The 22,638-nt window shown below is 46.8% G+C and carries 15 protein-coding genes; 9 read left to right on the top strand and 6 right to left on the bottom strand.

The genetic code is table 11. The annotated features are described in order from the left end of the window. The first annotated feature begins 26 nt into the window (after positions 1-26). Positions 27-1,478, top strand: coding sequence for a serine hydrolase (locus tag KFE96_RS01505; protein WP_255834256.1), 1,452 nt, complete (start codon positions 27-29; stop codon positions 1,476-1,478). A gap of 96 nt (positions 1,479-1,574) precedes the next feature. Here the strand turns inward: KFE96_RS01505 and KFE96_RS01500 are convergent, their stop codons facing one another. Both KFE96_RS01500 and KFE96_RS01495 read right to left on the bottom strand, forming a co-directional pair. Continuing rightward, positions 1,575-3,647 carry a glycoside hydrolase family 97 protein gene (locus KFE96_RS01500; protein WP_255834255.1) on the bottom strand — a complete coding sequence of 691 codons (2,073 nt, stop codon included), beginning with the start codon at positions 3,645-3,647 and terminating at the stop codon, positions 1,575-1,577. Positions 3,648-3,863: 216 nt separating this feature from the next. Continuing rightward, on the bottom strand, positions 3,864-6,686 hold the full coding sequence (locus KFE96_RS01495) for a TonB-dependent receptor (protein WP_255834254.1): 2,823 nt from the start codon (positions 6,684-6,686) through the stop codon (positions 3,864-3,866). 379 nt (positions 6,687-7,065) lie between these two features. Between KFE96_RS01495 and KFE96_RS01490 the strand changes: the two genes are divergently transcribed. From KFE96_RS01490 to KFE96_RS01480, 3 genes are read left to right on the top strand one after another with little or no spacing between them, the layout of a single operon-like run. Further along, complete coding sequence (locus tag KFE96_RS01490) at positions 7,066-8,589, top strand: MFS transporter (protein ID WP_255834253.1); 1,524 nt, start codon at positions 7,066-7,068, stop codon at positions 8,587-8,589. 3 nt (positions 8,590-8,592) lie between these two features. Next, positions 8,593-10,473: an alpha-amylase family glycosyl hydrolase gene (locus KFE96_RS01485; RefSeq protein ID WP_255834252.1), complete on the top strand. Its 1,881-nt coding sequence runs from the start codon at positions 8,593-8,595 to the stop codon at positions 10,471-10,473. A 22-nt stretch (positions 10,474-10,495) separates the two neighbouring features. Further along, positions 10,496-12,064, top strand: a complete 1,569-nt coding sequence (locus KFE96_RS01480) for an alpha-glucosidase family protein (RefSeq protein WP_255834251.1) — start codon at positions 10,496-10,498, stop codon at positions 12,062-12,064. 43 nt (positions 12,065-12,107) lie between these two features. Here KFE96_RS01480 and KFE96_RS01475 read toward each other — a convergent pair whose 3' ends face one another. After that, a complete protein-coding gene (locus KFE96_RS01475) occupies positions 12,108-13,133 on the bottom strand; it encodes a LacI family DNA-binding transcriptional regulator (RefSeq protein WP_255834250.1) in 1,026 nt (341 codons plus the stop codon). Positions 13,134-13,303: 170 nt separating this feature from the next. Next, positions 13,304-13,867 (bottom strand): TetR/AcrR family transcriptional regulator, encoded by a 564-nt coding sequence (locus tag KFE96_RS01470; protein WP_255834249.1) that lies wholly within the window; start codon positions 13,865-13,867, stop codon positions 13,304-13,306. A 222-nt stretch (positions 13,868-14,089) separates the two neighbouring features. Here KFE96_RS01470 and KFE96_RS01465 point away from each other — a divergent pair, with 222 nt between their 5' ends. From KFE96_RS01465 to KFE96_RS01455, 3 genes are read left to right on the top strand one after another with little or no spacing between them, the layout of a single operon-like run. Continuing rightward, the gene (locus KFE96_RS01465) at positions 14,090-14,716 is read left to right on the top strand and encodes a glutathione S-transferase family protein (RefSeq protein ID WP_247019822.1); all 627 of its coding nucleotides are present in this window, start codon (positions 14,090-14,092) and stop codon (positions 14,714-14,716) included. A 24-nt stretch (positions 14,717-14,740) separates the two neighbouring features. Beyond that, on the top strand, positions 14,741-16,750 hold the full coding sequence (locus tag KFE96_RS01460; protein ID WP_255834248.1) for a pyridoxamine 5'-phosphate oxidase family protein: 2,010 nt from the start codon (positions 14,741-14,743) through the stop codon (positions 16,748-16,750). 11 nt (positions 16,751-16,761) lie between these two features. Continuing rightward, positions 16,762-17,271, top strand: a complete 510-nt coding sequence (locus tag KFE96_RS01455) for an HPP family protein (protein WP_247019826.1) — start codon at positions 16,762-16,764, stop codon at positions 17,269-17,271. Between the two features lie 87 nt (positions 17,272-17,358). Here KFE96_RS01455 and KFE96_RS01450 read toward each other — a convergent pair whose 3' ends face one another. Beyond that, positions 17,359-18,672 carry a hypothetical protein gene (locus KFE96_RS01450; protein WP_255834247.1) on the bottom strand — a complete coding sequence of 438 codons (1,314 nt, stop codon included), beginning with the start codon at positions 18,670-18,672 and terminating at the stop codon, positions 17,359-17,361. A 117-nt stretch (positions 18,673-18,789) separates the two neighbouring features. Here KFE96_RS01450 and KFE96_RS01445 point away from each other — a divergent pair, with 117 nt between their 5' ends. Continuing rightward, positions 18,790-19,410 (top strand): hypothetical protein, encoded by a 621-nt coding sequence (locus KFE96_RS01445; RefSeq protein WP_255834246.1) that lies wholly within the window; start codon positions 18,790-18,792, stop codon positions 19,408-19,410. 26 nt (positions 19,411-19,436) lie between these two features. Here KFE96_RS01445 and KFE96_RS01440 read toward each other — a convergent pair whose 3' ends face one another. Beyond that, complete coding sequence (locus KFE96_RS01440; RefSeq protein ID WP_255834245.1) at positions 19,437-21,221, bottom strand: long-chain fatty acid--CoA ligase; 1,785 nt, start codon at positions 21,219-21,221, stop codon at positions 19,437-19,439. 216 nt (positions 21,222-21,437) lie between these two features. Between KFE96_RS01440 and KFE96_RS01435 the strand changes: the two genes are divergently transcribed. Beyond that, positions 21,438-22,619, top strand: a complete 1,182-nt coding sequence (locus KFE96_RS01435) for a hypothetical protein (protein ID WP_255834243.1) — start codon at positions 21,438-21,440, stop codon at positions 22,617-22,619. The last annotated feature ends 19 nt before the right edge of the window (positions 22,620-22,638 follow it).

The raw sequence follows: 22,638 nt of genomic DNA, 5'->3' as shown, positions 1-22,638 counted from the left end.
GTAGGTTAAAAATTGAGGGGGATACTATGAAAGCCAAACTGGGTTTAGCGCTGATATATTCATTGGTTCTAATGCTTTTTACACCGCTGAGCGTTTATGGTGATGTTAATAAAGCTGAACTGAAAGAACTGGTTGATGGCTATGCATCAAAACAGGGTTTCAGTGGTACGGTGCTTATTGCCCGTGGTGGTGAAATACTTGTAGAGGCTTCGTACGGTGAAGCGGATATCGAATGGGGGGTGCCTAACACACCTTCTGCGCTCTACAGAATAGGGTCTCTTTCAAAGCCGCTTACCGCAACCCTTGTTATGGCGCTGGTAGAAGATGGGATATTATCTCTCGATGGCACGCTGGCTGATTATCTTCCTGACATATATGGCGGTACGCCGGTGGCAGGTGTAACGGTGGCACAGCTCCTCAGCCACCTCTCTGCCATTCAGGATGTGCCAGGGAATTATAATGATCCCTGGTGGCAAACGGTTGCTCGCCAAAGCTTTGCACCAGAGATTTTTGCTCGTGAGTGGATCAAACCAACGTTAAATGGAACGCCTGGCGAGAGATGGCGTTATAATAACTCAGGTTTTTATCTGCTGGGAGTGATTGTTGAACGTGTTACGGGTAAATCATATGCGGAAAACCTTCAAACCCATATTTTTGGCCCGGCAGGGATGCAAAATAGCGGGGTTTACTCCAACGAAGCAATACTAAAGGGGCTTGCTCAGGGCTATAGCCGTGATGCAAAGGGTGATTATATTAAGCCTCTTCATATTGATGCGAGTGTTTCTTATGCGGCGGCTGGTGTTTATTCCTCCGCCCGCGATATCTACAGGTTTGATCGTGCCCTTTATGGTGATGCGCTCCTTAGCGCAGAAAATCGTACGAATATGTTAACGGCAAAAACGGCCTTCCCATATGGCTTTGGCTGGGGTGTTGAGCATTGGGATTTAAGTGGTGGTGTAGTGCTGGATGTTGTTAGCCACACGGGCAGTATCCCGGGATACCAAAGCTATTATCTGCGTTCAGAAGCAGCGCAAGACTGTGTGATTGTTCTGAACAATAAAAATCAGGGTGGTTTGGTTATTCAGATGGGGCAGGATTTGATGCGGGTCTTAAACGGTAAGCACAGCCTTGCGGCCTTTCTTATGCCGATCAATGAAACGCAGGGTACAGCTGCTATGGTTGCAGCGTTTGAAAACCTGGGCGATGACCGTAGCAGATATGATGTAAGCGAAAGCCAGATGAACAGGCTTGGGTACAGGTTCCTTAGAGGAAAGCATCTTGAAAGCGCTATCGCCGTTTTCCGCTGGAATACTGAATTATACCCAAATTCATCTAATACCTTCGATAGCCTTGGTGAAGCATACCGAACTGCAGGGCAAAAAGAAAAAGCCATTGAAAGTTATCAAAAAGCTTTAGCCCTGGCCCCTGAAAGCCCATCTGCCACAGCGGCTCTGAAGGAGCTGGGGGCAAATAAATAGAGATAGAACTTCCGGCCTAAAAAAACCGCACCCCGGAGAGAGGTGCGGTAAGGTTGGTAGGAGAGACAAACGGCTCTCCCGGCCCCAAATGTTCGGTTAGTCGAGCGCCTTGAAGCGCACAGCGAAACCGCCGCCTGCTGCCATTGGCAGTTTGAGCGTATCGCCTTTTTTCACTGTTTCTTTGTAAATCGCCATTGCATATGGATTGCTTTTCCAGTCGGCATCATCAGCGTCGCGGTAAACCTGCGCTTCATAGGATACACCCTCTTCAAGGAAGGTGAGTTCCTGCGCGTAATCACGGGCGTTATCGCCAGTGAGGCCGCCAAGATACCAATCCCTGCCGCCGCGCTCCTTACGCGCGATCACAGCATAATCGCCGATCTCACCAGCGAGCGGGATGCTCTCTGCCCAGTCTGTTGGTATATCTTTGATGAACTGGAAAGCATCTGCGTGTTTGCCGTAGTTCTCTGGCAGATCAGCTGCCATTTGAATAGGGCTGTAGATCACAACATACAGGGAAAGCTGTTTTGCCAATGTTGTTTCCACGCGGTTGTTCGGCTTGGCTTCCTCGAACAAGAGATCGAAGATGCCCGGGGTGAAATCCATCGGCCCCGAAAGCATTCGGGTGTAGGGAAGGATCGCCGTGTGGGAGGGTGGGTTGCCCGGATCACCCCAGGCGTTGTATTCTTGGCCGCGCGCGCCTTCGCGGGAAATCCAGTTCGGATATGTACGGCGCAGGCCGGTATCTTTCACGGGTTCGTGGCTGTTGATGGAAATTTTGCGTTTCGCAGCGCTTTCCAGCACCCGTACATGGTGATCAACTACATATTGGCCATCATGATATTCATAGTGTTTGGTGCCATCAGCTTCAGTATGGTGGGTTTTCCCTGCATCAGCCACATAGCCTGTTTTTACCTGTGAAATATTCATTTTTTCAAACAGATCAAAGCCATCATCCATCTGGGCTTCATAGTTTGAAATGCCGCCTGATGTTTCATGGTGGCCCACAATCTGCACACCGCGCTCTTTTGCGTATTTCGCCAGTTCTGGAAGGTTATAATCCGGGTAGGACTGGGTGAAAGAGAAGACATCTCCGTTTTCATACCAGTTACCATCCCAGCCGATGTTCCAGCCTTCAACAAGCACGCCTTTGAAGCCGTTTTCTGCCGCGAAATCGATATAGCGTTTGGTGTTTTCTGTGGTAGCGCCATGCTTGCCGTCTGATCCCCATGTGGAGGCTGCCAGATGCATTTCCCACCAGATGCCCACATATTTGCTTGGCTCAACCCAGCTTACATCGCCCAGTTTATTTGGTTCATTCAGGTTTAGAATAATATCCGATTTCATCAGGTCGTATGCGGTATCTGAAATCTGGATTGTGCGCCACGGAGTGGTGAACTCGCCTTCTGTGCGCACTTTATCACCGTTTGGCCAAGGGGCCAGATTGGCTTCAAAGCTGCCATCAGGGTTCTTCAGCATGGTCATGCCGGAATAATTCACCAGCGCTGCTTCATGAAGGCTTACATATTTGCCCCCAGTGGTTTTAAGGGTGATTGGCGTGTGGGCCTCTTTCACATCCTTAAGGGGGCTCTCGTTATAAAGATATTCATACCGGTTCCACTCCCGGCCCGGAATCCACCATGCGGTTGAAGCATCATCAAACTGGAAACCCGTGATTTCATTTGTGATGATAGCGCTGTCAATTCCCTGCTGTTTTGGGAATTCATAGCGGAAACCAACACCATCATCAAAAACGCGGAAACGGATGTTCAGTTCGCGGTGCTTGCCATCTTTTTCCGCAAGCTTCACGAATAGTTCTTTGTGGTTATCACGCACAAATTGGCGTTCGCCCCAAGGCTGTTCCCATGTGGTATCGCTGGCTGCAATATTGGCTTCCACTACTTTCATATCGCCACCTAGTGGCGCCATGTTTTTGAAGGCAAAACCAAGTGGGGATGGGGCAACAATTTCTTCACCGTCGCGGCTCACGCTGTATGTGGTTTGGCCATTACCTGCCACCAGTTTCACCACCGTGCGGCCATCAGGGGATGTTACCTCCGTGAGGGCATGGTTTTGGTCACTATTTTGGGCAGTGGTTTCGCTTTCAGCGCATGCGGAAAGGGCAAAAAAGGCTGTAGTGCCCAAAAGTGTGCCCATAAATTTATTCATTTCGTTTCCCTCCCGATCACGAATGAAACACTGGGCAGCACCTTCCGTAGTATGGTGCTGCCCAGCGGCAATGCCATAGATTATTGATGAATATAGTCTGCCATCTTTTTGCAAAATTCAATGTATATTTTCATTTATTTGCAAAATATTGCAGTTTTACGCAAAAAAAGAGCGGCTACTGTTATAGAGCCGCTCTTCAATCGTTATATTTATGGATTAGAAGCTATAGCTGGCACCCATAAAGAACTGACGACCAAAGTTCTGAATTGTACCTGTGCGGCTTTCAGTACCAAAGAAGGTTGTTGTCGGTTCATCTGTAATGTTAGTTGCCTGGAACAACAGTGTTAGACCCGATAGGTTGCTGTCTTCCGGGAAAGCATAAGATGCTTGGAAATCAATAACCAGTTCGCTTGTTGTGTTTGGTAGAAGTGTATCAATACCAAGCTGTGGCGAGATAAAGCTTGAGCGGTATCTACCCGAAACGCGAGCGCCAAAACCAGCTTCGTTTTCATAGTAGAAAGTTGAGTTCAGAACGCTGTTGGAAAGACCTGGCAGATCAGCAGTAAGTGATGCCCCGCTTAGGTTAGACGTAAAGGATACGCTACTTTCAGTGTAAGCATAGCTGCCTGTGAAGCCGAAATCTTTCAGAGTGTCAGAGAAGATATCAAACGGAATGGATGTACCAAGCTCGATACCCCAAACATTACCGCCATCACCGTTCGCTACGCCGTTAGCATTACCAATTGTTGGTGAACCAGCTGCCGTAAAGGCATCAAATTGCTCTGCTGATAGAAGGCTCTCAAAATCAAGACCTGCAAAGTCAACGCCTTGTGCACCGTCGTTTGCAACAAATGTCTCGAGATCCTTGTAGAAGAACGCTGCAGAGAGAATGCCGCCATTTTCGAAATAGTGTTCGTAAGAGAAATCAAGTTGATTTGCAATTGTTGGCAACAGTGCAGGGTTACCAGAACCGCTAACCGAGAGAAGATTTGTAACGCTATCAAATCCAACGCTAAACCCTGCACCAAGTTCGAAGATTGGTGGGCGTGAGAACGCGCGGGAAGCACCGATACGAATGTAATCGTTTTCCGTAAGTTCAAACACCAAGTTTGCAGAAGGCAAGAACTCGGTAAATGAGATGCCAGAAGCTGGGTCACCGTTAATGACCGCTGACTGCGATAGGGAAGACTGATCTGTGTGAACAACACGTAGGCCAATATTACCTGAGAATGGTGTGTCACCGATTGTACCGTCAAGGTTCACTTGCGCAAAGGCAGAGAATACATCTTCGTTCACGGTAAAGCTTTGGTCTTGAGTAAAGCCTTGGCTTTGGTCCGCTGTTACTGGTCCTACTTGTGCTTCAACAAGGGCTCTTGGATCCTCAATTGCCAGGAAGCAAGGGAAGCCGTTGTCAGCAAAGCTGCCTGAGAAACATTCTGTTGAGGCTGCACCACCAGCAAGGCTGATTGGCGTGAACAGATTACTTGCAAACTGGAAGAAACCGGCGTCATTACCGAAATCTACAGATTCGCGGAACTGGCTTGCTTCACGTTCAGAATAACGTGCACCAACCTTGATCGATTTAACAATACCCCAATCGGCTTCATATTCTACAGCACCTGCGAAGGCGAACAGTTCGTCTTCATTATCTGTTGGGAATACGCCAAAGCGAGACAGGAATACTTCATTCGTGTTCGTGAAATCTTGTGAAAAGTCTACTGTTGGCAGGCTTGTGCCGTTAGTGTTCAAAAGAATGCTTAGGTTATCATTCAATACAGGTGTGTTTGGTGATGAGTTGGAAACACCTGCAACCCCGCCATCAAGGCTTGATAGTGGCAAAGTGGCGCTTACTTCGTTTGCAAACTGGCTGTCTGCGCGTGAGTATGTAAAGTCACCTGTTACCGTCCAGCGGTCATTTGTCCATTCTGCTTTCGAGCCGATGGAAATCAGCTCATCTGTATCGCCAAGATCATCGTTGATGCCTTGGGCTGTGAGGCCAAATCCGCCGCCATCAACTGTTGGTGCGCCTACGTTTCTTGAGAAAGTACCACCAATAATAGCGTTATCAGCAATGATTGGATTCGTGATTTGAGTATTGCCGCCATTCACTTCCTGTGGGCCAATAACTCTGATACCACGGCGGAAACGTTTGGTTTCAAAGCGAGAATAATAACCGTCAATCTCTACAGAGAAGTTATCAGTTGGCTTTAGCTCAAGAGTGGCAATTACGCCGTCGCGTGTTTCGTTGCCGCCATCTTCTGTTGTTTCAAAGCCAAAGCTTGGAGAATCGTTAGTGCCGTCACCGTTAAAATCCTGAGCGCCGCCAGTGAAATCAAATTGAGCAAATCTTACGGCAACATTTGGCTGTCTAAGGCGTGCATAACCAAGGGATACACCTACTTTGCCATCGGCAAATTGATCAACGTATGCTGCAGATACACGGTAACCAAATTCGCTCGCATCAAAAATTTGACCTGCGCGATCATTGTAGCTTGCCCGCGCATTCACGTTTATAATTGTCTCGTCACGGGAAAGTGGTCTGATTGTATTGAAATTCACAGAGCCAGCCACACCACCTTCAAGTAGTTCTGCCTTTGGGGATTTATATACTTCAACACCAGAAATCAGTTCTGATGGGAACTGTTCAAATTCAATGGCCCGTGCGCCGTTTGGTGTTACCTGTTCTCTGCCGTTAAGGGTGGTGAAAACTAGATTTTGAGGCAAGCCGCGTACGTTAATGGCACTTGATTGACCGCTTGTGCGCTGGGATGTGATACCAGGTAGGCGTGCAAGTGCTTCCGCAATTGAAACATCTGGCAGGCGGCCAATATCTTCCGCGGAGATGGCTTCTACCACTGTGTCGGCGCGGCGCTTTACGGCAACAGCGCTTGCCAAGCTTCCTTTGAAGCCTGTTACAACGATTTCTTCCAGCTCTTCCTCTTCACCGGTTTCTTGAGCCAGTGCAGGTGTTGCTGCAAATGTAAGTGCTGATAGAGACGCAAACGATAATAGTTGCGTTTTAAGACTAGAGGTCTTCATGCATCCTCCCCTTTGTGTGCATACCCTCCTGTAACGGGTGACTTATAGCGCCCTTCCAAAGCAAAGTCTTTTGTTACAGTTTTTTGTTAATGGCAAAATTGCGGAATATTTTGCAAAACTCAAGAGATATTTTCATTTTTTTGCGTCAAATTGCATAAATAGAGCAAATTGTGATTTAGAAGCAACATGCCAAAAAATCGAGATTTTTACTGGTTTTTCCTGTGTATCTATTAACTTAGCTGAATTTTTCATACACTATAGTTATGTAGTTCTTGCAATATAAAAATAATTTTTGCATTTTTTTGCAATGACTGGTATGACCAGATATATATGTTGCTGACCTGGGGAGGGCAGCCTGATTCACGAGAAGGCTTGAGGTATGAAGCAAAAACCACAGCTAGGTTTCTGGCAAATCTGGAACATGTGTTTCGGATTTATGGGGATCCAGTTCGGATTCGAGTTACAAGTTGGTAATGTAAGTCGTATTTTCCAAACCCTTGGTGCCGACATTGATGAAATCGCTATTTTATGGGTTGCTGCTCCTCTTACCGGATTAATTGTTCAGCCAATTATTGGCTATATGAGCGATAAAACCTGGACCCGTATGGGCCGACGGCGTCCTTACTTCTTTTATGGCGCTATTCTATCCACCATTGCACTGTTTTTTATGCCTAGCTCTCCAACCCTTTGGATTGCGGCTGGTATGCTTTGGGTGATGGATGCTTCTTTCAATGTGGCGATGGAGCCATTCAGGGCTTTTGTTGGTGATATGTTGCCTGAACGTCAGCGTTCACTCGGATACGCTATGCAAACCTTCTTTATCGGCATTGGCGCTTCTGTGGCGGCGGCGTTGCCGTGGATTATGACTAATATTTTTGATGTTTCAAATACTGCGGCTGCAGGCATAATCCCAGATTCTGTTTCCTACGCATTTTATACGGGCGGAATCATTCTTCTCATTTGCGTGTTCTGGACGGTTTTCACAACTAAAGAATATAGCCCTGAGGAGCTTGAAGCTTTCAATAAGGCAAATGAGGAAGTGGAAAAGCTGAATGATGGCCTTGATATCACGGTTATGCGTGAAGATGGTGTGGTTACCTCAGAGCAGCATCAACAAGGTGGTTTGCTTTGGCTTGTTGTTGGTCTTGCAGCGTCTGCCGCTATTTATTTCCTTGGCTGGTCTTATCGTCTGCATATTCTTTCAGGTGGCGTTGCGGTTTTTGGCTTGTTGCGCCTTTTGGTGGCGAAGCAAAAAAGTGCCGGTAAAACTGAAGGTGCACTGGTTGAGATTACAGATGATTTAATGTTGATGCCAAAAATTATGAAGCAGCTGGCTGTGGTACAGTTTTTCTCATGGTTTGCCATGTTTGCTATGTGGTCTTTCACTATCCCGGCGGTAACTGCTTATCATTTTGGCTCCAGCGATCCAACAACTACACTATATAATGATGGTGCTGATTGGGCTGGTGTCCTTAATATGGTTCGTAATCTGGTAACCATTGGGGCAGCTATCTTTATTGCAGGGTTGTCTAATAAAATCGGCCGTCGCCGTATTCACATGCTGAACCTACTTCTTGGCGGTATCGGCCTTGCTTCCTTCTATGTAGTGACAGATCCGGTATGGCTTCTCGTTTCCATGGGGCTTGTTGGTTTTGCCTGGGCTTCCATTCTTTCCATCCCCTATTCGCTTCTTTCAAGTGCAGTCGCGCACCACAAGATGGGTATCTATATGGGGGTCTTTAATTTCTTTATTGTTATTCCGCAGATCGTGGCTTCCACCACACTTGGTCTTCTCGTTACAGAGCTGTTCGATGGGCAGGCTATTTACGGGCTTATTTTTGCTGGCGCCTCCATGGTGATTGCAGCGCTTGTTACTTTAATAATTGAAAAACCAAAGGCTTAGATCATGAAAAAATATGCGTTAAAAACACTTGCTCTCTGCCTTGCAGCAACAGCCTTAACTGCTTGTGGGCAGGAACAGGCTTCTGAAATTAAAACTGAGCCTTCGGTTACGAGTACATCAATTCGCCCTGAGCATATGGCACCTTATCAAAGTCGTCCTATTACAGATGACGTAATGTATTTTGTAATGCCTGATCGTTTCAATAATGGTGATGTATCGAATGATCACGGCGGTATTGAAGGCAGTTTAAACGATCACGGTTTTGATCCAACCCATAAAGGCATGTTCCATGGTGGCGATTTAAAAGGCCTCACCGCTAAACTAGATTACCTGGCGGATATGGGGATTAGTGCTGTTTGGCTCACGCCTATTTTCAAAAACAAGCCAACGCAAGGTAACACGGTGAATGTAACTGCCGGTTATCATGGCTACTGGGTGACGGACTTTACGCAGATTGATCCGCATATTGGTACGAATGATGACCTGAAGGATTTGGTGAAAGAGGCGCACAAGCGCAATATGAAGGTGATCTTCGATATCATCACCAATCATACAGCTGACGTTATTAAGTATGAAGAGTGTTATCCGAGTGGGCAAAACTCACTGAATGTACCGCTCTGCGATTATCGCAGCAAAGCAGATTACCCATATACGACAGTTGGTAAAGGGGATGGAACCGCTATCAATGAAGGTTTTCTGGGAGATGATGTTGGGCATCAAACAGCAGAAAACTTCGCGAAACTCACCAACAATAATTTTGCTTACACACCATACGTACCAGAAACTGAGAAGAATGTGAAAGTGCCCGCGTGGCTTAATGATATCCGGTATTATCACAACCGCGGTGATAGTGAATGGAAAGGCGAAAGCTCTCTTTACGGTGATTTCGCTGGCCTTGATGATGTGTTCACTGAGCATCCGGACGTGAAAAAAGGTTTCATCGATATTTACAAATTCTGGGTGGAAGAATTTAAGATCGATGGCTTTCGTATCGATACTGTGAAACATGTAAACGATAGCTTCTGGCAGGAATTTGCGCCGGCTATTAAAAAAGCGGCTGATGGTGTTGGTGTGCCGGAATTTTATATGTTCGGTGAGGTTTATGAGTTTAATCCAGAGAAGCTGAGCCACTATACAACAGTATCCGGTCTTCCGGCGGTTCTTGATTTTGGTTTCCAGGGCACTGCGAATGCCGTGATCAGCGAAAGCCAGCCAACAGCAAAGCTTGCAGATTTTTATGCGCAGGACCGTTTTTATAAAACTGAGAAATATGATGCGTCTATCCTGCCAACCTTCCTCGGCAACCATGATATGGGCCGTATCGGCCGTTTCATCATGGAAAAGAATGAAGGCATCAGTGATGAAGAAGCGCTGAAGCGATCGAAGCTCGCACATGCCCTTATGTTCTTCACGCGTGGTGTGCCGGTTATTTATTATGGTGACGAGCAGGGTTTTACGGGTGATGGGCATGATCAGGATGCCCGCGAAGATATGTTTGAAAGTCAGGTAGCGTCATATAACGACAACCACAACATCGGTAGTGATGTCTCTCCTGAGGTCGATAACTTTAATCAGGACCACCCGCTTTATAAAACTATTCAGGAATTTGCTGCCCTGAAGCGTGCGCATGTTGCGCTTAGAAGTGGTGTGCAAACTGTTCTGAAAACAGAAGATCAGGCGGGAATTTTTGCCTTTAGCCGTGAAGATCAAACATCTGGTGAGAAGCTCATAGTGGTTTTGAATACAGCGGAAGAACAGCGCCCGTTTGAGGCATCTGCGGACACTATGTGTTTTATCAGTGGTAGTAAGCCTGTGAGCAAAGATGGTGAGCTTGAAGTGGCACCGCTGAGCTGGGCTGTTTTTGATGCTAAAAACTGTAAATAATAAGAATAATAAGGATTTAAGAGTGCTAAACTGGTGGCAAGGCGCAGTAATTTACCAAATCTACCCGCGTAGTTTTTGCGACAGCAACGGGGATGGTATTGGCGATTTGAAGGGTATTACAAGCAAGCTTGATTATGTTGCGGGCCTTGGTGTGGACGGTATCTGGATATCACCTTTCTTCAAATCACCCATGCATGATTTTGGCTATGATGTTTCTGATTTCAGGCAGGTGGATTCTATCTTTGGAACGCTTGAAGACTTTGATAAATTGCTGGCAAAAGCGCATGCGCTTGGTCTGAAGGTTATTATTGATCAGGTTTATTCCCATGCATCTATAGAATGCGATTGGTTTAAAGAAAGCCGGAAGGGCCCGGAGGGGGATAAAGCCGATTGGTTCGTTTGGGCGGATGCTAAGGCAGATGGTGGTCCACCCAACAACTGGCAAGCAGTTTTTGCTGGTCCGGCCTGGACTTGGTGTACCCACCGTAAGCAATATTATATGCATAACTTTCTGCCCGAACAGCCTGACCTGAACCTTCATAACCCAGATGTTCAGGAAGAAATGCTAGCTGTTGCCCGTTTCTGGCTTGAGCGTGGGGTGGATGGCTTCCGTCTCGATGCTACTAACCACTATATGCACGATCCTGAGCTCAGAGATAATCCCGCTTATGAAGGGGCTGAAAGTAACAAGCCTTTTGATATGCAGGACCAAATCTATAACCAGTCTCACCCGGATATCACCAAATTCCTCAAGCGCCTGCGTGCCTTGATGGATGAGTATGATGCGTTCACTGTGGCTGAGGTTGGCGGACGTCGCTCCTTGCAGGAAATGGCTGAATATACAGAAGGTGATGATCTGCTTCATACCGCCTACAGTTTTATCTTCCTTGAAGAAGATAATCTAAGCGCAGGCGCTATCAGAAAAGCACTGATCGATTGGGAAGGCCAAACGGATAGCTGGCCTTCGTGGACCTTCTCTAACCATGACCGTAAGCGAGTGGTATCTCGTTGGATGCGGGGACAGAACAGGCAGGATTTCGCGAATGCAATGAACGCACTTTTGCTTGCTCTGCGCGGAACTATTTTCATGTATCAGGGTGAGGAACTTGGTCTTCAGCACGCAGATGTTCCATTTGAACGTCTTGTTGATCCAGAAGCCATTAAAAACTGGCCTGATACATTGGGGCGCGATGGGTGCCGAACACCGATGCCGTGGCATAATGCGGCGGAATCTGGCGGTTGGCCAAGCTATACATGGTTGCCTATTGATGAGCGGCACTATGATTTGGCCGTTTGTCAGCAGGAAAATACGCAGATTTCAAACCTAAAGTTCACGCGTGATTTAATAGCGTTCCGCAAACAGCATTCAGCGCTTAAGGCGGGATCAATTACTTTCCTTGAAAGCGACGAGCCCGTGCTTGCTTTTATCCGTGAGGATGCGGAGGAAAAGCTACTGTGTGTATTTAATCTGGGTGAAGCCGAAGCTGATTGGTGCGCTGAGGCTTATGAGGGTGAGATACTTCTACCTTTGATGGGGGCTGGACCAGATAAGCCTCTTCCAGTCTGCGGTGGTTACATCATGAAGCTATAGAAGTTTAAGGGCCTGAAAGGGCCCTTTTTCTTTGCCTGCGAGTTTAAGAACCGCAGGATTCGCGGATAATTAAATCCGTTGGAAGAATAGATGGCTGCACTGTTTCACCTTCAAGAAGTCGAAGCAGCTTGCTTACCATAAGCCTGCCTGCCTTGGTCACATCCTGTTTGATTGTACTAAGAGCAGGGCTTGAAAAGCCTGCTGCGAGAATATCATCATACCCAATTACCGAAACGTCTTCAGGTACTCTCACACCAGAACGGATCAAGCCGCGCATGGCGCCGATAGCGATCATATCACTTGCTGCAACGACACCGTCAAATTCTATGCCCAACTCTCGCATTTCCTCTACCGCTTCCATGGCGGATTCCGGGTAGAAATTAGTGGGCCTGATTAGGCGTTGATCCAGTTCAATACCTGCTTCTTCAAGGGCTTCCTGATAACCTTTGAAGCGGAGAGCTACTTCTGGCGCATCTGTTTCCCCTACAAAGGCAATGCGCTTTCGGCCCATGCGAATAAGGTGTCTTGTCGCGCGTCTGCCGCCCTGTTGGTTATCACTGCCTACGGAACAGTAGCTTTGGTCTGGGAGCTGCGCACCCCAGGCTACAAATGGCACTCTAATATCGGCTAACTGGTTCAGTTGTTTATGAAGCGTACTTTGGCCGATTACAATCAGGCCATCACAGCGGCCGCTTGCAACCAGATTTGCAGCGCTATGATAATCTGTCAGTGTCAGGTGTGATATCAGAAGGTCACAGTTTCGTTCTTTAAGCGCATCTCCAATGCCGCCTATTAAATCTAGAATGAACGGGTCGGAAAGCCGGGTATCCCTGCCTTGTGGTGGCGGGATGATAATGGAGATTGTTTTCTCGGCCTCTTCTGTATAGACCTTTTCTTTCAGTTTGCCGGAATAGTTATTGCTTTGTGCGAGGGCCAATATTTTCTTCTTGGTACGCTCAGATACCAGAGAGCTATCATTCAGTGCACGCGATACTGTAGAGATGGAAACACCAGCAAGTTCTGCCAAGTCTTCTAGCCTATACAGGCTTTCTTCTTCGTTGTCTGACATGCCCTCTCCCTCGTTGCATTATTTTGCAAAAAAGCACGATATTGTTTCCCGTTAGTAGCTTATAATAGTGAAATACCTATAAGAATAAAGGGCTTTTATTTTTGCAAAGGATATAGAGGGTTTTTCATATTTTCACTGAGGTACGTGCCTGTTTTGATCAAGCCTGTACTCTAGGTTCGGTGTGTATCAATCAGTGCTTTCACGGCTTCTTTAGCATCAATAGATGGGTCTATATCTCTATGAAGGTGTGCGATAACGATCGCGCCTTCTTTAAGAAGCAGGATTTTTCTTGATAGCTCTTCTGTGTGTTTCAAGCCTGCTTTATCAGCTAGTTCTTTGAAATATACTTTAATCAGGCGTTTATGTTCTGCGGAAACTGCATGAATAGGATGTTCAGGGTTTTGATACTCGGATGATGCTTTAATAAACATGCAGCTTTTGAATTTGTCTTCTTTGAACCATTCGGATAGGGCATCAAACACCGCCAGTATTTCTTCCTCTGGTGTGGAAGATAATTCTTGGGCACGGCGGATCATGAAATTTCGGAATTGCTCATCCCTGAGGCGCAAGGTCGCCAGAATCAAATCCTCCTTGGTTCGGAAATGTTTATACATGGAAGTTTTAGAGATTTTTGTCTCGGCAACCAGTTTGTCCATGCCAGTTGCATGAAAGCCTTCCTGATAAAAAACCTTCAGGGCTTTCTGGACCAATTCATCTCTTTTCGACGCGCTCATACGACTCAACCTAACTCAAAATATTTACTGATCGGTACAGTATCAGTTTGTACATATCTGCACAAGTAACAAAAAATCATACTAATAAATCCAATAAAAACAGATGTTTGAAGCATTTTTAGAAAAAACATCTAAATGCTGCCTTGACAAGGTGTACCGATCAGTACATTTCTTATGTGTACCGATCAGTAAATGTTCATCAGTTTTTGTTGGGAGAGAAAAATGTCTGATACATCCTTGGTTCTTTACAGTTTTCCGCTTTCGGGTAACGCGCACCGGGCCGAACTTGCCCTAGGTCTTCTTGGTGTTGAATATGAAAACCGCACTGTAAAGCTTGGTGAAGGTGAGCACCGTGGTGAGGCGTTTAAAAAGCTTAATCCAGCAAGCCAGGTTCCTGTTCTTGTGGACGGCGAGACTGTTGTTACAGAATCTACAGCGATCTTAACCTATCTAGCGGCGAAGTTTGATGATGGTAGTTTCATGCCAGCGGATGCCGCCGGGCAGGCAGAAGTTCAGAAATGGTTCGCTAAGGCTAATGGTCCACTGCAAAATGGCCCGGCTTCTGCACGCCTCATTACCCTTTTTGGCGCTCAGTTTGATCAAGCAGCAACCATTGAAAAAGCCCACGCTTTTCTTGCGTATTTAAATGCAGAACTCGAAGGCAAAGAATTTCTGGTCGCAGGTCGCCCGACCTTCGCAGATGTAGCGATTTATAGCTACGTAGCTCACGCTCCTGAAGGTCTTGTGGAACTTACCGATTATTCGAACGTTACCTCATGGCTTGCACGTATCGAAGCACTGGAAGGCTTCGTTGGTATGCAGAAAACAGACGTATCAAACGCAGCTTAAGCATATTTGAGGGAGGGCCTTACCATGCAGAATTCTTCAACACCATTTCACGCTGGTGAACTTGCTGTTCAGGACCAGTTTGGCGTTCGAGAAGCGGTGCAGGCGTATGCTCCTCGCATGATCAGGCGTTTTATGCCCGATCAACACCGTGATTTCTATACGGCCCTTCCTTACTTTTTTATGGCCTCAGTGGATAAAGATGGAGCTCCTTGGGCTTCTGTTCTCTGGGGCGAAATTGGATTTGTCCAGTCCCCCTCGCCAACCATGCTCACTATCAGCGCTGGTCCCTTGGAGAAAGACCCCTTATTCTCCTCCCTCACAGAAGGCTCTGAAGTGGGCATGATTGGCATCCAGTTTCACACCCGCCGCCGGAACCGGGTAAACGGGCGAATTTCTCTTGTGAGAGACGGTGATTTCTCTATTGAAGTGACACAGTCTTTCGGAAATTGCCCTCAGTATATTCAGGGCCGTGAAATACGGCCTGTTGAAGGATATGTGCAGGATAAGGTTGTCTCTCAACTAGGTGATGTACTTAGTGAGAGTGACAAAGCGCTGGTTGAACGTGCTGATACTTTCTTCATTGCGTCAGCTTCGGGCGATTTAGGGCAGGATGAAAAGCACGGTGTGGATATGTCTCACCGTGGTGGTGAAGCCGGGTTTGTGAAGGTTTTGAAAGACGGTTCCATCCTGTTCCCTGATTTCTCCGGTAACAATATTTACAACACACTTGGTAACATCCACGCAAACCCGCAGGCTGGCCTGTTGTTCATTGATTTTGAGAGCAGAGACATATTGCAGCTGTCTGGGCATGCAGAGATGATACTACCTGAGGATAGTCCGTATCACTATGATGAGGCGCTTAAATATGTGCGTATTACCCCGCGCCGCGTAATCAGACACAAAAAGGCTGTGCCTTATACATTCACTACCCCCCAGATGTCTCCTTTTGTGCCGTATCAGGCACGGTGGAGCCGAACCGGCGCACTGCCTGCGCTCCGCGGTGATCAGGTCTACAGCGAAGTGATGGATATTGTTGAAGAAGCGGATGGCATTAAAAGCTTTTACCTGAAGCCGGAAGCGGGTAATGCTCTGCCTTATGCGCCAGGGCAGCACTTGCCTGTTTCATTGATGGTAGACGGCAAGCTTGAGCGCCGTACTTATACGTTATCTGCCGCACCAAACGAACATGTGTACCGCATTACTGTTAAGCGGGAAGAACAGGGAACAGTTTCGCGTTTCCTCCATGATGAGCTCCGTATCGGAGACACACTTATAACAGCCAAACCTGCAGGGACTTTCACGTTAGCTCGCGAAGATGCGCCTGTGGTATTGCTTTCAGCTGGTGTGGGCATCACACCGATGATGGCTATGGCAGAAAGTCTGTTTGAAGGCTCCAACGCCGACATTCCTATCGCCTTCATTCATGCATCTCGCACCCCTTCAGTTACACCATTTTTGCCGCTTATGCGCAGGTGGAGACAGGAAAACCCAAGTGCCGAAATCTCACTAAGATTTAGTGAGGCGGCGGACAGAGATCTAAGAACTATTCCAGGCGCATCAGCGGGATATGCGGATGGCCGTTGGTTGAAGCGGCAACGCCTTCCAAAAAATGCAGATTATTACCTGTGTGGCCCTCAGGGCTTTATGCAGGGAGTATATGATTTTCTTCTTTCCGAAGGCATTGATGATGCGCAAATCCATTTCGAAGCGTTTGGGCCCGCGAGCCTGAAGCGCCAACAACACAAACCGACAGCAAACTACCGGGCGCAGAAAGTGGAATTTTCTGCCTCCAAGAAAACTATAGTTTGGGATGCAAATACGGAAACCCTTCTTGAAGCAGCTGAAAATAACGGAATAGAAGCGCCGTTCAGTTGCAGATCAGGGTCGTGTGGGAGCTGCGCAGTGCGCCGCTTGAACGGGAGAGTGCAATATGAGACCCCGCCTGCTTATCCGGTGGATAATGACGAAATTCTGCTTTGTTGTGCAGTGCCAGTTTCAGACGAGACTGATGAAAGCTTACTTCTTGACTTATAAGGTTTAACGGAATGATTGGTTATCTCCATAAAATGAAAGGTGGGGGAGAACTACCACCACGGCCAAAGAAAACTCATGTGCTTCTTTCCTGGCTGGGTGGCTCTATTGCAATTGGTATTGTTGCGCTTATTACAGAACTTTGTGACCAGCCGTTATTGATGGCACCACTTGGTGCCAGTGCGGTTCTTGCGTTTGGGGTTCCCGATAGCCCTCTTGCACAGCCGCGTAACATCATTGGCGGGCATCTTTTAACATCGCTTGTGGGGTTGCTGTTTCTTCACTTTATGGGGGGCGGATGGCTTTCTATTGCGCTCGCGGTGGCAACTGCGATTGCCATGATGCAGCTAACCAGAACAGTTCATCCGCCAGCGGGTGCAAATCCAATTATTGTTATTATTACAGCTGCAGATTGGGAGTTTTTGTGGGTGCCGGTATTGATTTCAACGGCCATTCTGGTGGGATGTGCTGTGATTTTTAACAATATTTCGCCTGCGCGGCGTTACCCCTCTTATTGGTTTTAAGATTTGCTGCGTTCCTCGCAGTAACTAACACCGTGAGCAAATAGTGTACCTCTCTGAAACTATTGCTCACGGTGTTCTTTTGTCTCTCTAGTCTTTCATCATGGATGCCGTGAAAGGTTCTGAAAGCAGTTTTTCATATGCGTCCCAACGGGCGGAATGATCATTGCCGCCATGCTTGTCTACGTACGCTTTTGAGAGATCCGCACCTAAGGTGTAGTTAATTACGTACCCACGGTATGTTTCAATGAAATCAAGGCTTTGTTCAGCGCGCTCACGGCTGATAAGGTTATAGCGCGCAAGCCATTCGATGGTTTCTTCACGGGTTAAATCACCATCCAGGTAACGGCGAGCGCCTTCAATCCGGGCGTAGCTTAAGCCTTTGAGGGCGGCCAGAGTATCGCGGTATTTGTCTCCCTTTGCGGGGTTAAGGCCTGCAAGTGGATAGAGAACCGCTTTTTCAAATTCATTTTGCTCATTACCGGGAAAGGCCATGAAGCGACCATAACTTGCGGTGCCCTCAGCAATAAAGCTTTGTGGGCTATAAAGAGGGTAAACGGAATATTCGGTCCAACCGCGTTCGTTTACCAGCTTTTGTTCCAGCATGGCGTTATAGACATGGTGCCCGGGATAGCCTTCATGGCAACCCAGGTTTACTGCTGCACTCATTGGGCTTGGCAGGTCAGTGTTCACCTGGATAAGGCTGTTTGCGCCGCCCTGATACCAGTTATAACCTGACCATGGTTTGTCGGTTACAAACTCGGTTGTGAAAGATTCGTTCTGGGGCAGGTCAAGATGTTCAGCTGTTTTAGTTTTGCAGGCTTGAATGGCGGCATCAAAAACAGCGTCTAGTTTATCTGCTGGGATATTATATTGCTGCGTAAAGGCCAGATAGCGTTCTCTTAAGGGGCCATCACCTTCAACTATATCTTCCAGTTTTGTGAGGGCGGCTTCAAGTTCTTCCTTAGTAACCTTTGGAGCGACAGCATCGAAAAGCAGGCGTGTTTCCTCATCAAACGAAAACTTCTCCCCTTCGAGCATGCGGATACGAGCATCTGCGGCAATCAGTTGTTTCGTTAAAAAGATGAAACGCTTTTTCTCAATCTTAGATTTTGCTGTTGGTGCTGTTTCCTCAACAAGTTTCTGAAGGCTGGCGACTTCTTTTTTAAGTTCGGTGAGGCTTTTTTTGTTGTTTTTTACATCATCTGCCCATGCTTCGGGGCCATAATATGCATCGATATAACCCGCTTCATGTTCGCCAATACCCAGTATAGCCTTCACATAACGTTCTGAAATCTGACTTTTTCCACCGTTCTCTGTAGTGTCAGCGGCGTCTGAACCACAGGCGCTTAAAGCCAGAATGGCGATCGCGCCTAAAGCAGTTTTTACTTTATTGCCCCGCATGGATGTCCCCTTTGGTGTTATCATTTGGTGTAATTCACTAGCGTTTAGTTGTTTTGCATACTAGAGTTGAAAACAGTTAAGCAGAAATAAGTGATAGTGCAATGCGAAGTATAGTTTATGTCTTTACCAAATGAACTGAGAGACAGATATACCCAATATCCTACACTGAAAGCCTTTGCCGACTATATGGAAAGCCTAATCACTGGTTCTGCACAAGGTATACCCTATAAGGCTGATATTCATCCCTATCATATGAAGCCGTTTTTATCTTCTATTGTGCTTTATGAAATCTTAAGTGCAGATCATGTGAAATTACGGCTTGTTGGTACCGCGGCAGAAGCGATTTTTGGTGAGAGATCAACAGGGACAAATGTTCTGGAAATTTTACCTCAAGAATCGCATAAACTTGTTTCATGGTTTTTTATGGAAGTTTCTGAAAAACGGTGTGCCACCTGGCAAGATGAAGAACTGGTTTTGGATAATGGCCGTTTAATTGAAGCTGTTACACTTGGTTTTCCACTCCTTTGTAAAGAAGGGAAGCCTAGATTTAGAATTTCTTCAACGTTCCTGTCGAACACTTCATGGGTCGCGGAGCCTGTAGAAGACAGAGCGCAGGTAACCCATAGGTCTATCAATATGGTGGGCTATTATGATTTGGGGTTTGGGGTGCCGGACCGTGAGAGTGCTGGAGAAACCATGCCGCAGAAAGTTTCTCCCAAATATAGAGAAGGCGCCTAAACGGTATATCTAGGCGCCCTTTTATTTTAATACATACCTTCCAGCGTATCTTTATAGATTTCACAAACAATATGACGCCTCAGTTTAAGTGTTGGGGTCATTTGTTCATTCTCAATTGAGAAGGCTTCTGTTGCCAAGCTGAATTTCCGTACTTTTTCAATGTTGGAAAGTCGGCCATTTACACGGTTAATAGCTTCGCCAATTGCTTTCTTGAAATCTGCATCTTCTTGCAATTCTTCATACTTGCGCGGTTTATTGTGTTTTTTCGCCCAATCTGCCATCCATTCAACATCTGGCATAATAAGCCCAATAAGGTGAGGGCGGCGGTCACCATAAACCATGGCTTGAGATATCTCATCCTCGAGCGCTAACATGCCTTCAATCCGCTGTGGTGAAACGTTATCGCCCTTATCGTTTACGATCAGATCTTTCTTCCGGTCAGTAATTTCAAGGTAACCTTCATCATCCAGTTGGCCGATATCGCCTGTGTGAAGCCAGCCATCAACAATTGTTTTAGCAGTGGCGTCGTCATCGCGCCAGTATCCCTTCATAACAAGATCACCCTTCACCAGGATTTCTCCGTCAGAAGCGATTTTAACCTCAACATCTTTGAATATTTTGCCCACTGTATGCATGCGCGGCGCGCTTGGTGGGTTCACTGAAATAACAGGCCCTGCTTCTGTTTGGCCGTATCCTTGAAGAAGCGGCAAACCAAGGCTTGAGAAGAAATACCCAACATCAGGCGAAAGCGGTGCACCGCCTGCTACAAGTGCTTTCAGGCGCCCGCCGAACTGTTGATTGATTTTCTTGCGTACTGTTCTTGTAAGGAACCAGTTTTCCAGCTTTTCAAACATCGAAAGTTTTTGTTTATCACGCTGTACTTTCATGCCCAGCTCTAGAGCGCGTTCGAACAGCTTTGCTTTGGTGCCGCCTTCTTTCTGGATCGTGCGGGTAATGCGTGTGCGCAGCATTTCAAAGAGGCGTGGCACCACCACCATAACTGTGGGTTTTGCCTCAGCCATATTTGTTGCCAGCTTTTCAATGCTTTCAGCGTACCAGATTTCAGCTCCTAAACCGATTGGCCAGCACTGCCCCACTGTGTGCTCATAAGCATGGCTAAGCGGCAGGAACGAAAGGAATGCATTATTTTCTAAACCAAGCTCGTGAATAACATTGGATGCCCCTTCACTGTTGGTGAGAATAGCGCCGTGATGAAGCATTACCCCTTTTGGTGCGCCGCCTGTCCCGCTTGTATAAATTAAGCAAGCCACATCATCGCGGGATACACTACGTGCTTTTTCCGCATATTTTGCAGTGTTCGGCACCTCTGCATCAACAACAGTATCCCAGTGATAAATCTTCACATTCAGGCGCTGCTCAATCTGATAATCTTCCATCAGGATACAGTGCTGCATATCATCAGACTGGTGGGCAGCTTTCAGGAAAGTGCGAGCAAGTGCTTTTGTTGAAACAATAGATGCCTTGGCTTTACTGTTTTCGAGAATGTGTAAATGATCGCGGGCTGTGTTTGTGGTGTAAGTAGGAACACTGATCGCACCGATTGACATAATTGCAAAGTCAGCAATCATAAATTCTGGCCGGTTTTCACTAACAAGAACAACTCTATCGCCTGCTTCCACACCCATTTTTTCAAGGGCGGCGGCAAGTTGAGTTACTCTATCTGTAACCTCTTTCCACGAGAGGGATTGCCATTCCCCATCTTTCTTGTTGAAGAGTAGCGGCTTGTCACCAAGTTTGGCTGATTGTTCATAGAACATCGCCGTTAGGCTGTCCCACGGTATAAAAGACATACAATTTCCTCCCGAGCCCTTCCTGAGCTTTCTGTCATTTTGCGCAAAAAAAGTGGGGGAGCAAGTAGGTTTTTTACAGTTTCATTGCGTTATAGAAGCTTTTTTCCGTTGAAAGTAAAAAAGTTGTCTTATTTGACCGATCTTGCTTGCTCCAATGACGTTACGGTGCGATAAACAAAAAAACTAAAACGTCCATGTTCAAGATGGTTTGGGTCCATGGAAGCCTCAGAAGCTGATAATAATATTACCGATACGCCAATCGATGGTGTGCAAGACAACTTTGAAGCAGGTGCAGAAGTCTCAATTGAGCGGCGCTTACATCTCAGGTCTTTTGATTATTGGCTTTCCCTTAAGGGTGAACGCACTTACCCCCTTTTCTCTGATTTGCGCGCTGAAGATCTAGCACCTTTTAAGTCAAACAGTTTGCTGCTTGAATTTAATAATCGCGGTGTTGTGGTACGTTTTGTTGGGGATGTTATTCAATCCCTTATCGCAGCACCTATCAAGGTTGGTGCATATTTAGAGGATTTCCCCGATTGCGGTTTCTCTGTTGCAATGATTGAACAGTTTGCAGAAGAAGAAGGCCGACGAAAAGCAGCCGAATTCGAATTTCTCGAAGAAGACACTGAATGCCGCGGCATGATGCTACCTTTCTCCAGTGATGGACTGCAACCAAACTTTATTATGGTAACAGCTAGTTTCCGTAAAAAGACAGCGGAAGAAGTTATAGACCAAAACCCTGCTTTTTTAGCGGAGGATGTCCTTTCGGAAGAGATACCGCAAGCTGTGGACACATCCGCCTTTGACGGGATGATTATAGAGTATGCGGAGCAAGCTGGTTCTATCTCCCATAAAGATCAGCAAAATCGAATTGGGCTTTATGAAGTGTTGGCGCAGGCCTACCGGCTTTATGAACAATCGGTGGCTGACTCTGATGTTTTTGCTGCAGTTCTTGCTGAAGCGGGACTGAAACAACAAGCTCGTGCCCCCTATACCCCAGCGCTGAAGCTTGTGTTTGGTAAAGGGTATGATAAGACCCGTATAACAGAATATGCAGCGGCAATATCTTGTGCCAGCCGTAGCGGAATTTCGAGCACTGGGTTTGTTGAGTATCTTTTAGGTGTACCAGGCGGCATTAAGGGTTGCGTTCAGGAAGAACGTGAGTACAAACGCCAAAAATCTGGAACACCAGCACATAATCGCCAACAAGAAGCGATTGAAGTTTTAAGGCAGAAAAAAGCGAAACCACTTAAGGATATAAACCCCGATGATGAATTCTGCTTAGTTTTGGCTCGCCGCAAAAGCGGTGGTGGTGTTGAAGCGTTGGGATGCGCAAACACTGGAAAGGCGGCGCTTGATTCAGCGATCCGTCAGCTTGCATCCTCTGATAAAAAATAGGCTCCATGCCGGGTTACGA

It is taken from the genome of Kordiimonas sp. SCSIO 12603, from assembly GCF_024398035.1.
Taxonomy (GTDB): domain Bacteria; phylum Pseudomonadota; class Alphaproteobacteria; order Sphingomonadales; family Kordiimonadaceae; genus Kordiimonas.
This window is presented reverse-complemented; position numbering and strand designations above follow the sequence as displayed.

Bases quoted from the DNA above. Each gene is read 5' to 3' on its own strand.
- KFE96_RS01445 (WP_255834246.1), top strand. From the start codon at position 18,790: ATGTCTTTACCAAATGAACTGAGAGACAGATATACCCAATATCCTACA.
- KFE96_RS01485 (WP_255834252.1), top strand. From the start codon at position 8,593: ATGAAAAAATATGCGTTAAAAACACTTGCTCTCTGCCTTGCAGCAACA.
- KFE96_RS01505 (WP_255834256.1), top strand. From the start codon at position 27: ATGAAAGCCAAACTGGGTTTAGCGCTGATATATTCATTGGTTCTAATG.
- KFE96_RS01440 (WP_255834245.1), bottom strand. From the start codon at position 21,221: ATGTCTTTTATACCGTGGGACAGCCTAACGGCGATGTTCTATGAACAA.
- KFE96_RS01435 (WP_255834243.1), top strand. From the start codon at position 21,438: ATGGAAGCCTCAGAAGCTGATAATAATATTACCGATACGCCAATCGAT.
- KFE96_RS01490 (WP_255834253.1), top strand. From the start codon at position 7,066: ATGAAGCAAAAACCACAGCTAGGTTTCTGGCAAATCTGGAACATGTGT.
- KFE96_RS01460 (WP_255834248.1), top strand. From the start codon at position 14,741: ATGCAGAATTCTTCAACACCATTTCACGCTGGTGAACTTGCTGTTCAG.
- KFE96_RS01470 (WP_255834249.1), bottom strand. From the start codon at position 13,867: ATGAGCGCGTCGAAAAGAGATGAATTGGTCCAGAAAGCCCTGAAGGTT.
- KFE96_RS01450 (WP_255834247.1), bottom strand. From the start codon at position 18,672: ATGCGGGGCAATAAAGTAAAAACTGCTTTAGGCGCGATCGCCATTCTG.
- KFE96_RS01500 (WP_255834255.1), bottom strand. From the start codon at position 3,647: ATGAATAAATTTATGGGCACACTTTTGGGCACTACAGCCTTTTTTGCC.
- KFE96_RS01475 (WP_255834250.1), bottom strand. From the start codon at position 13,133: ATGTCAGACAACGAAGAAGAAAGCCTGTATAGGCTAGAAGACTTGGCA.
- KFE96_RS01455 (WP_247019826.1), top strand. From the start codon at position 16,762: ATGATTGGTTATCTCCATAAAATGAAAGGTGGGGGAGAACTACCACCA.
- KFE96_RS01495 (WP_255834254.1), bottom strand. From the start codon at position 6,686: ATGAAGACCTCTAGTCTTAAAACGCAACTATTATCGTTTGCGTCTCTA.
- KFE96_RS01465 (WP_247019822.1), top strand. From the start codon at position 14,090: ATGTCTGATACATCCTTGGTTCTTTACAGTTTTCCGCTTTCGGGTAAC.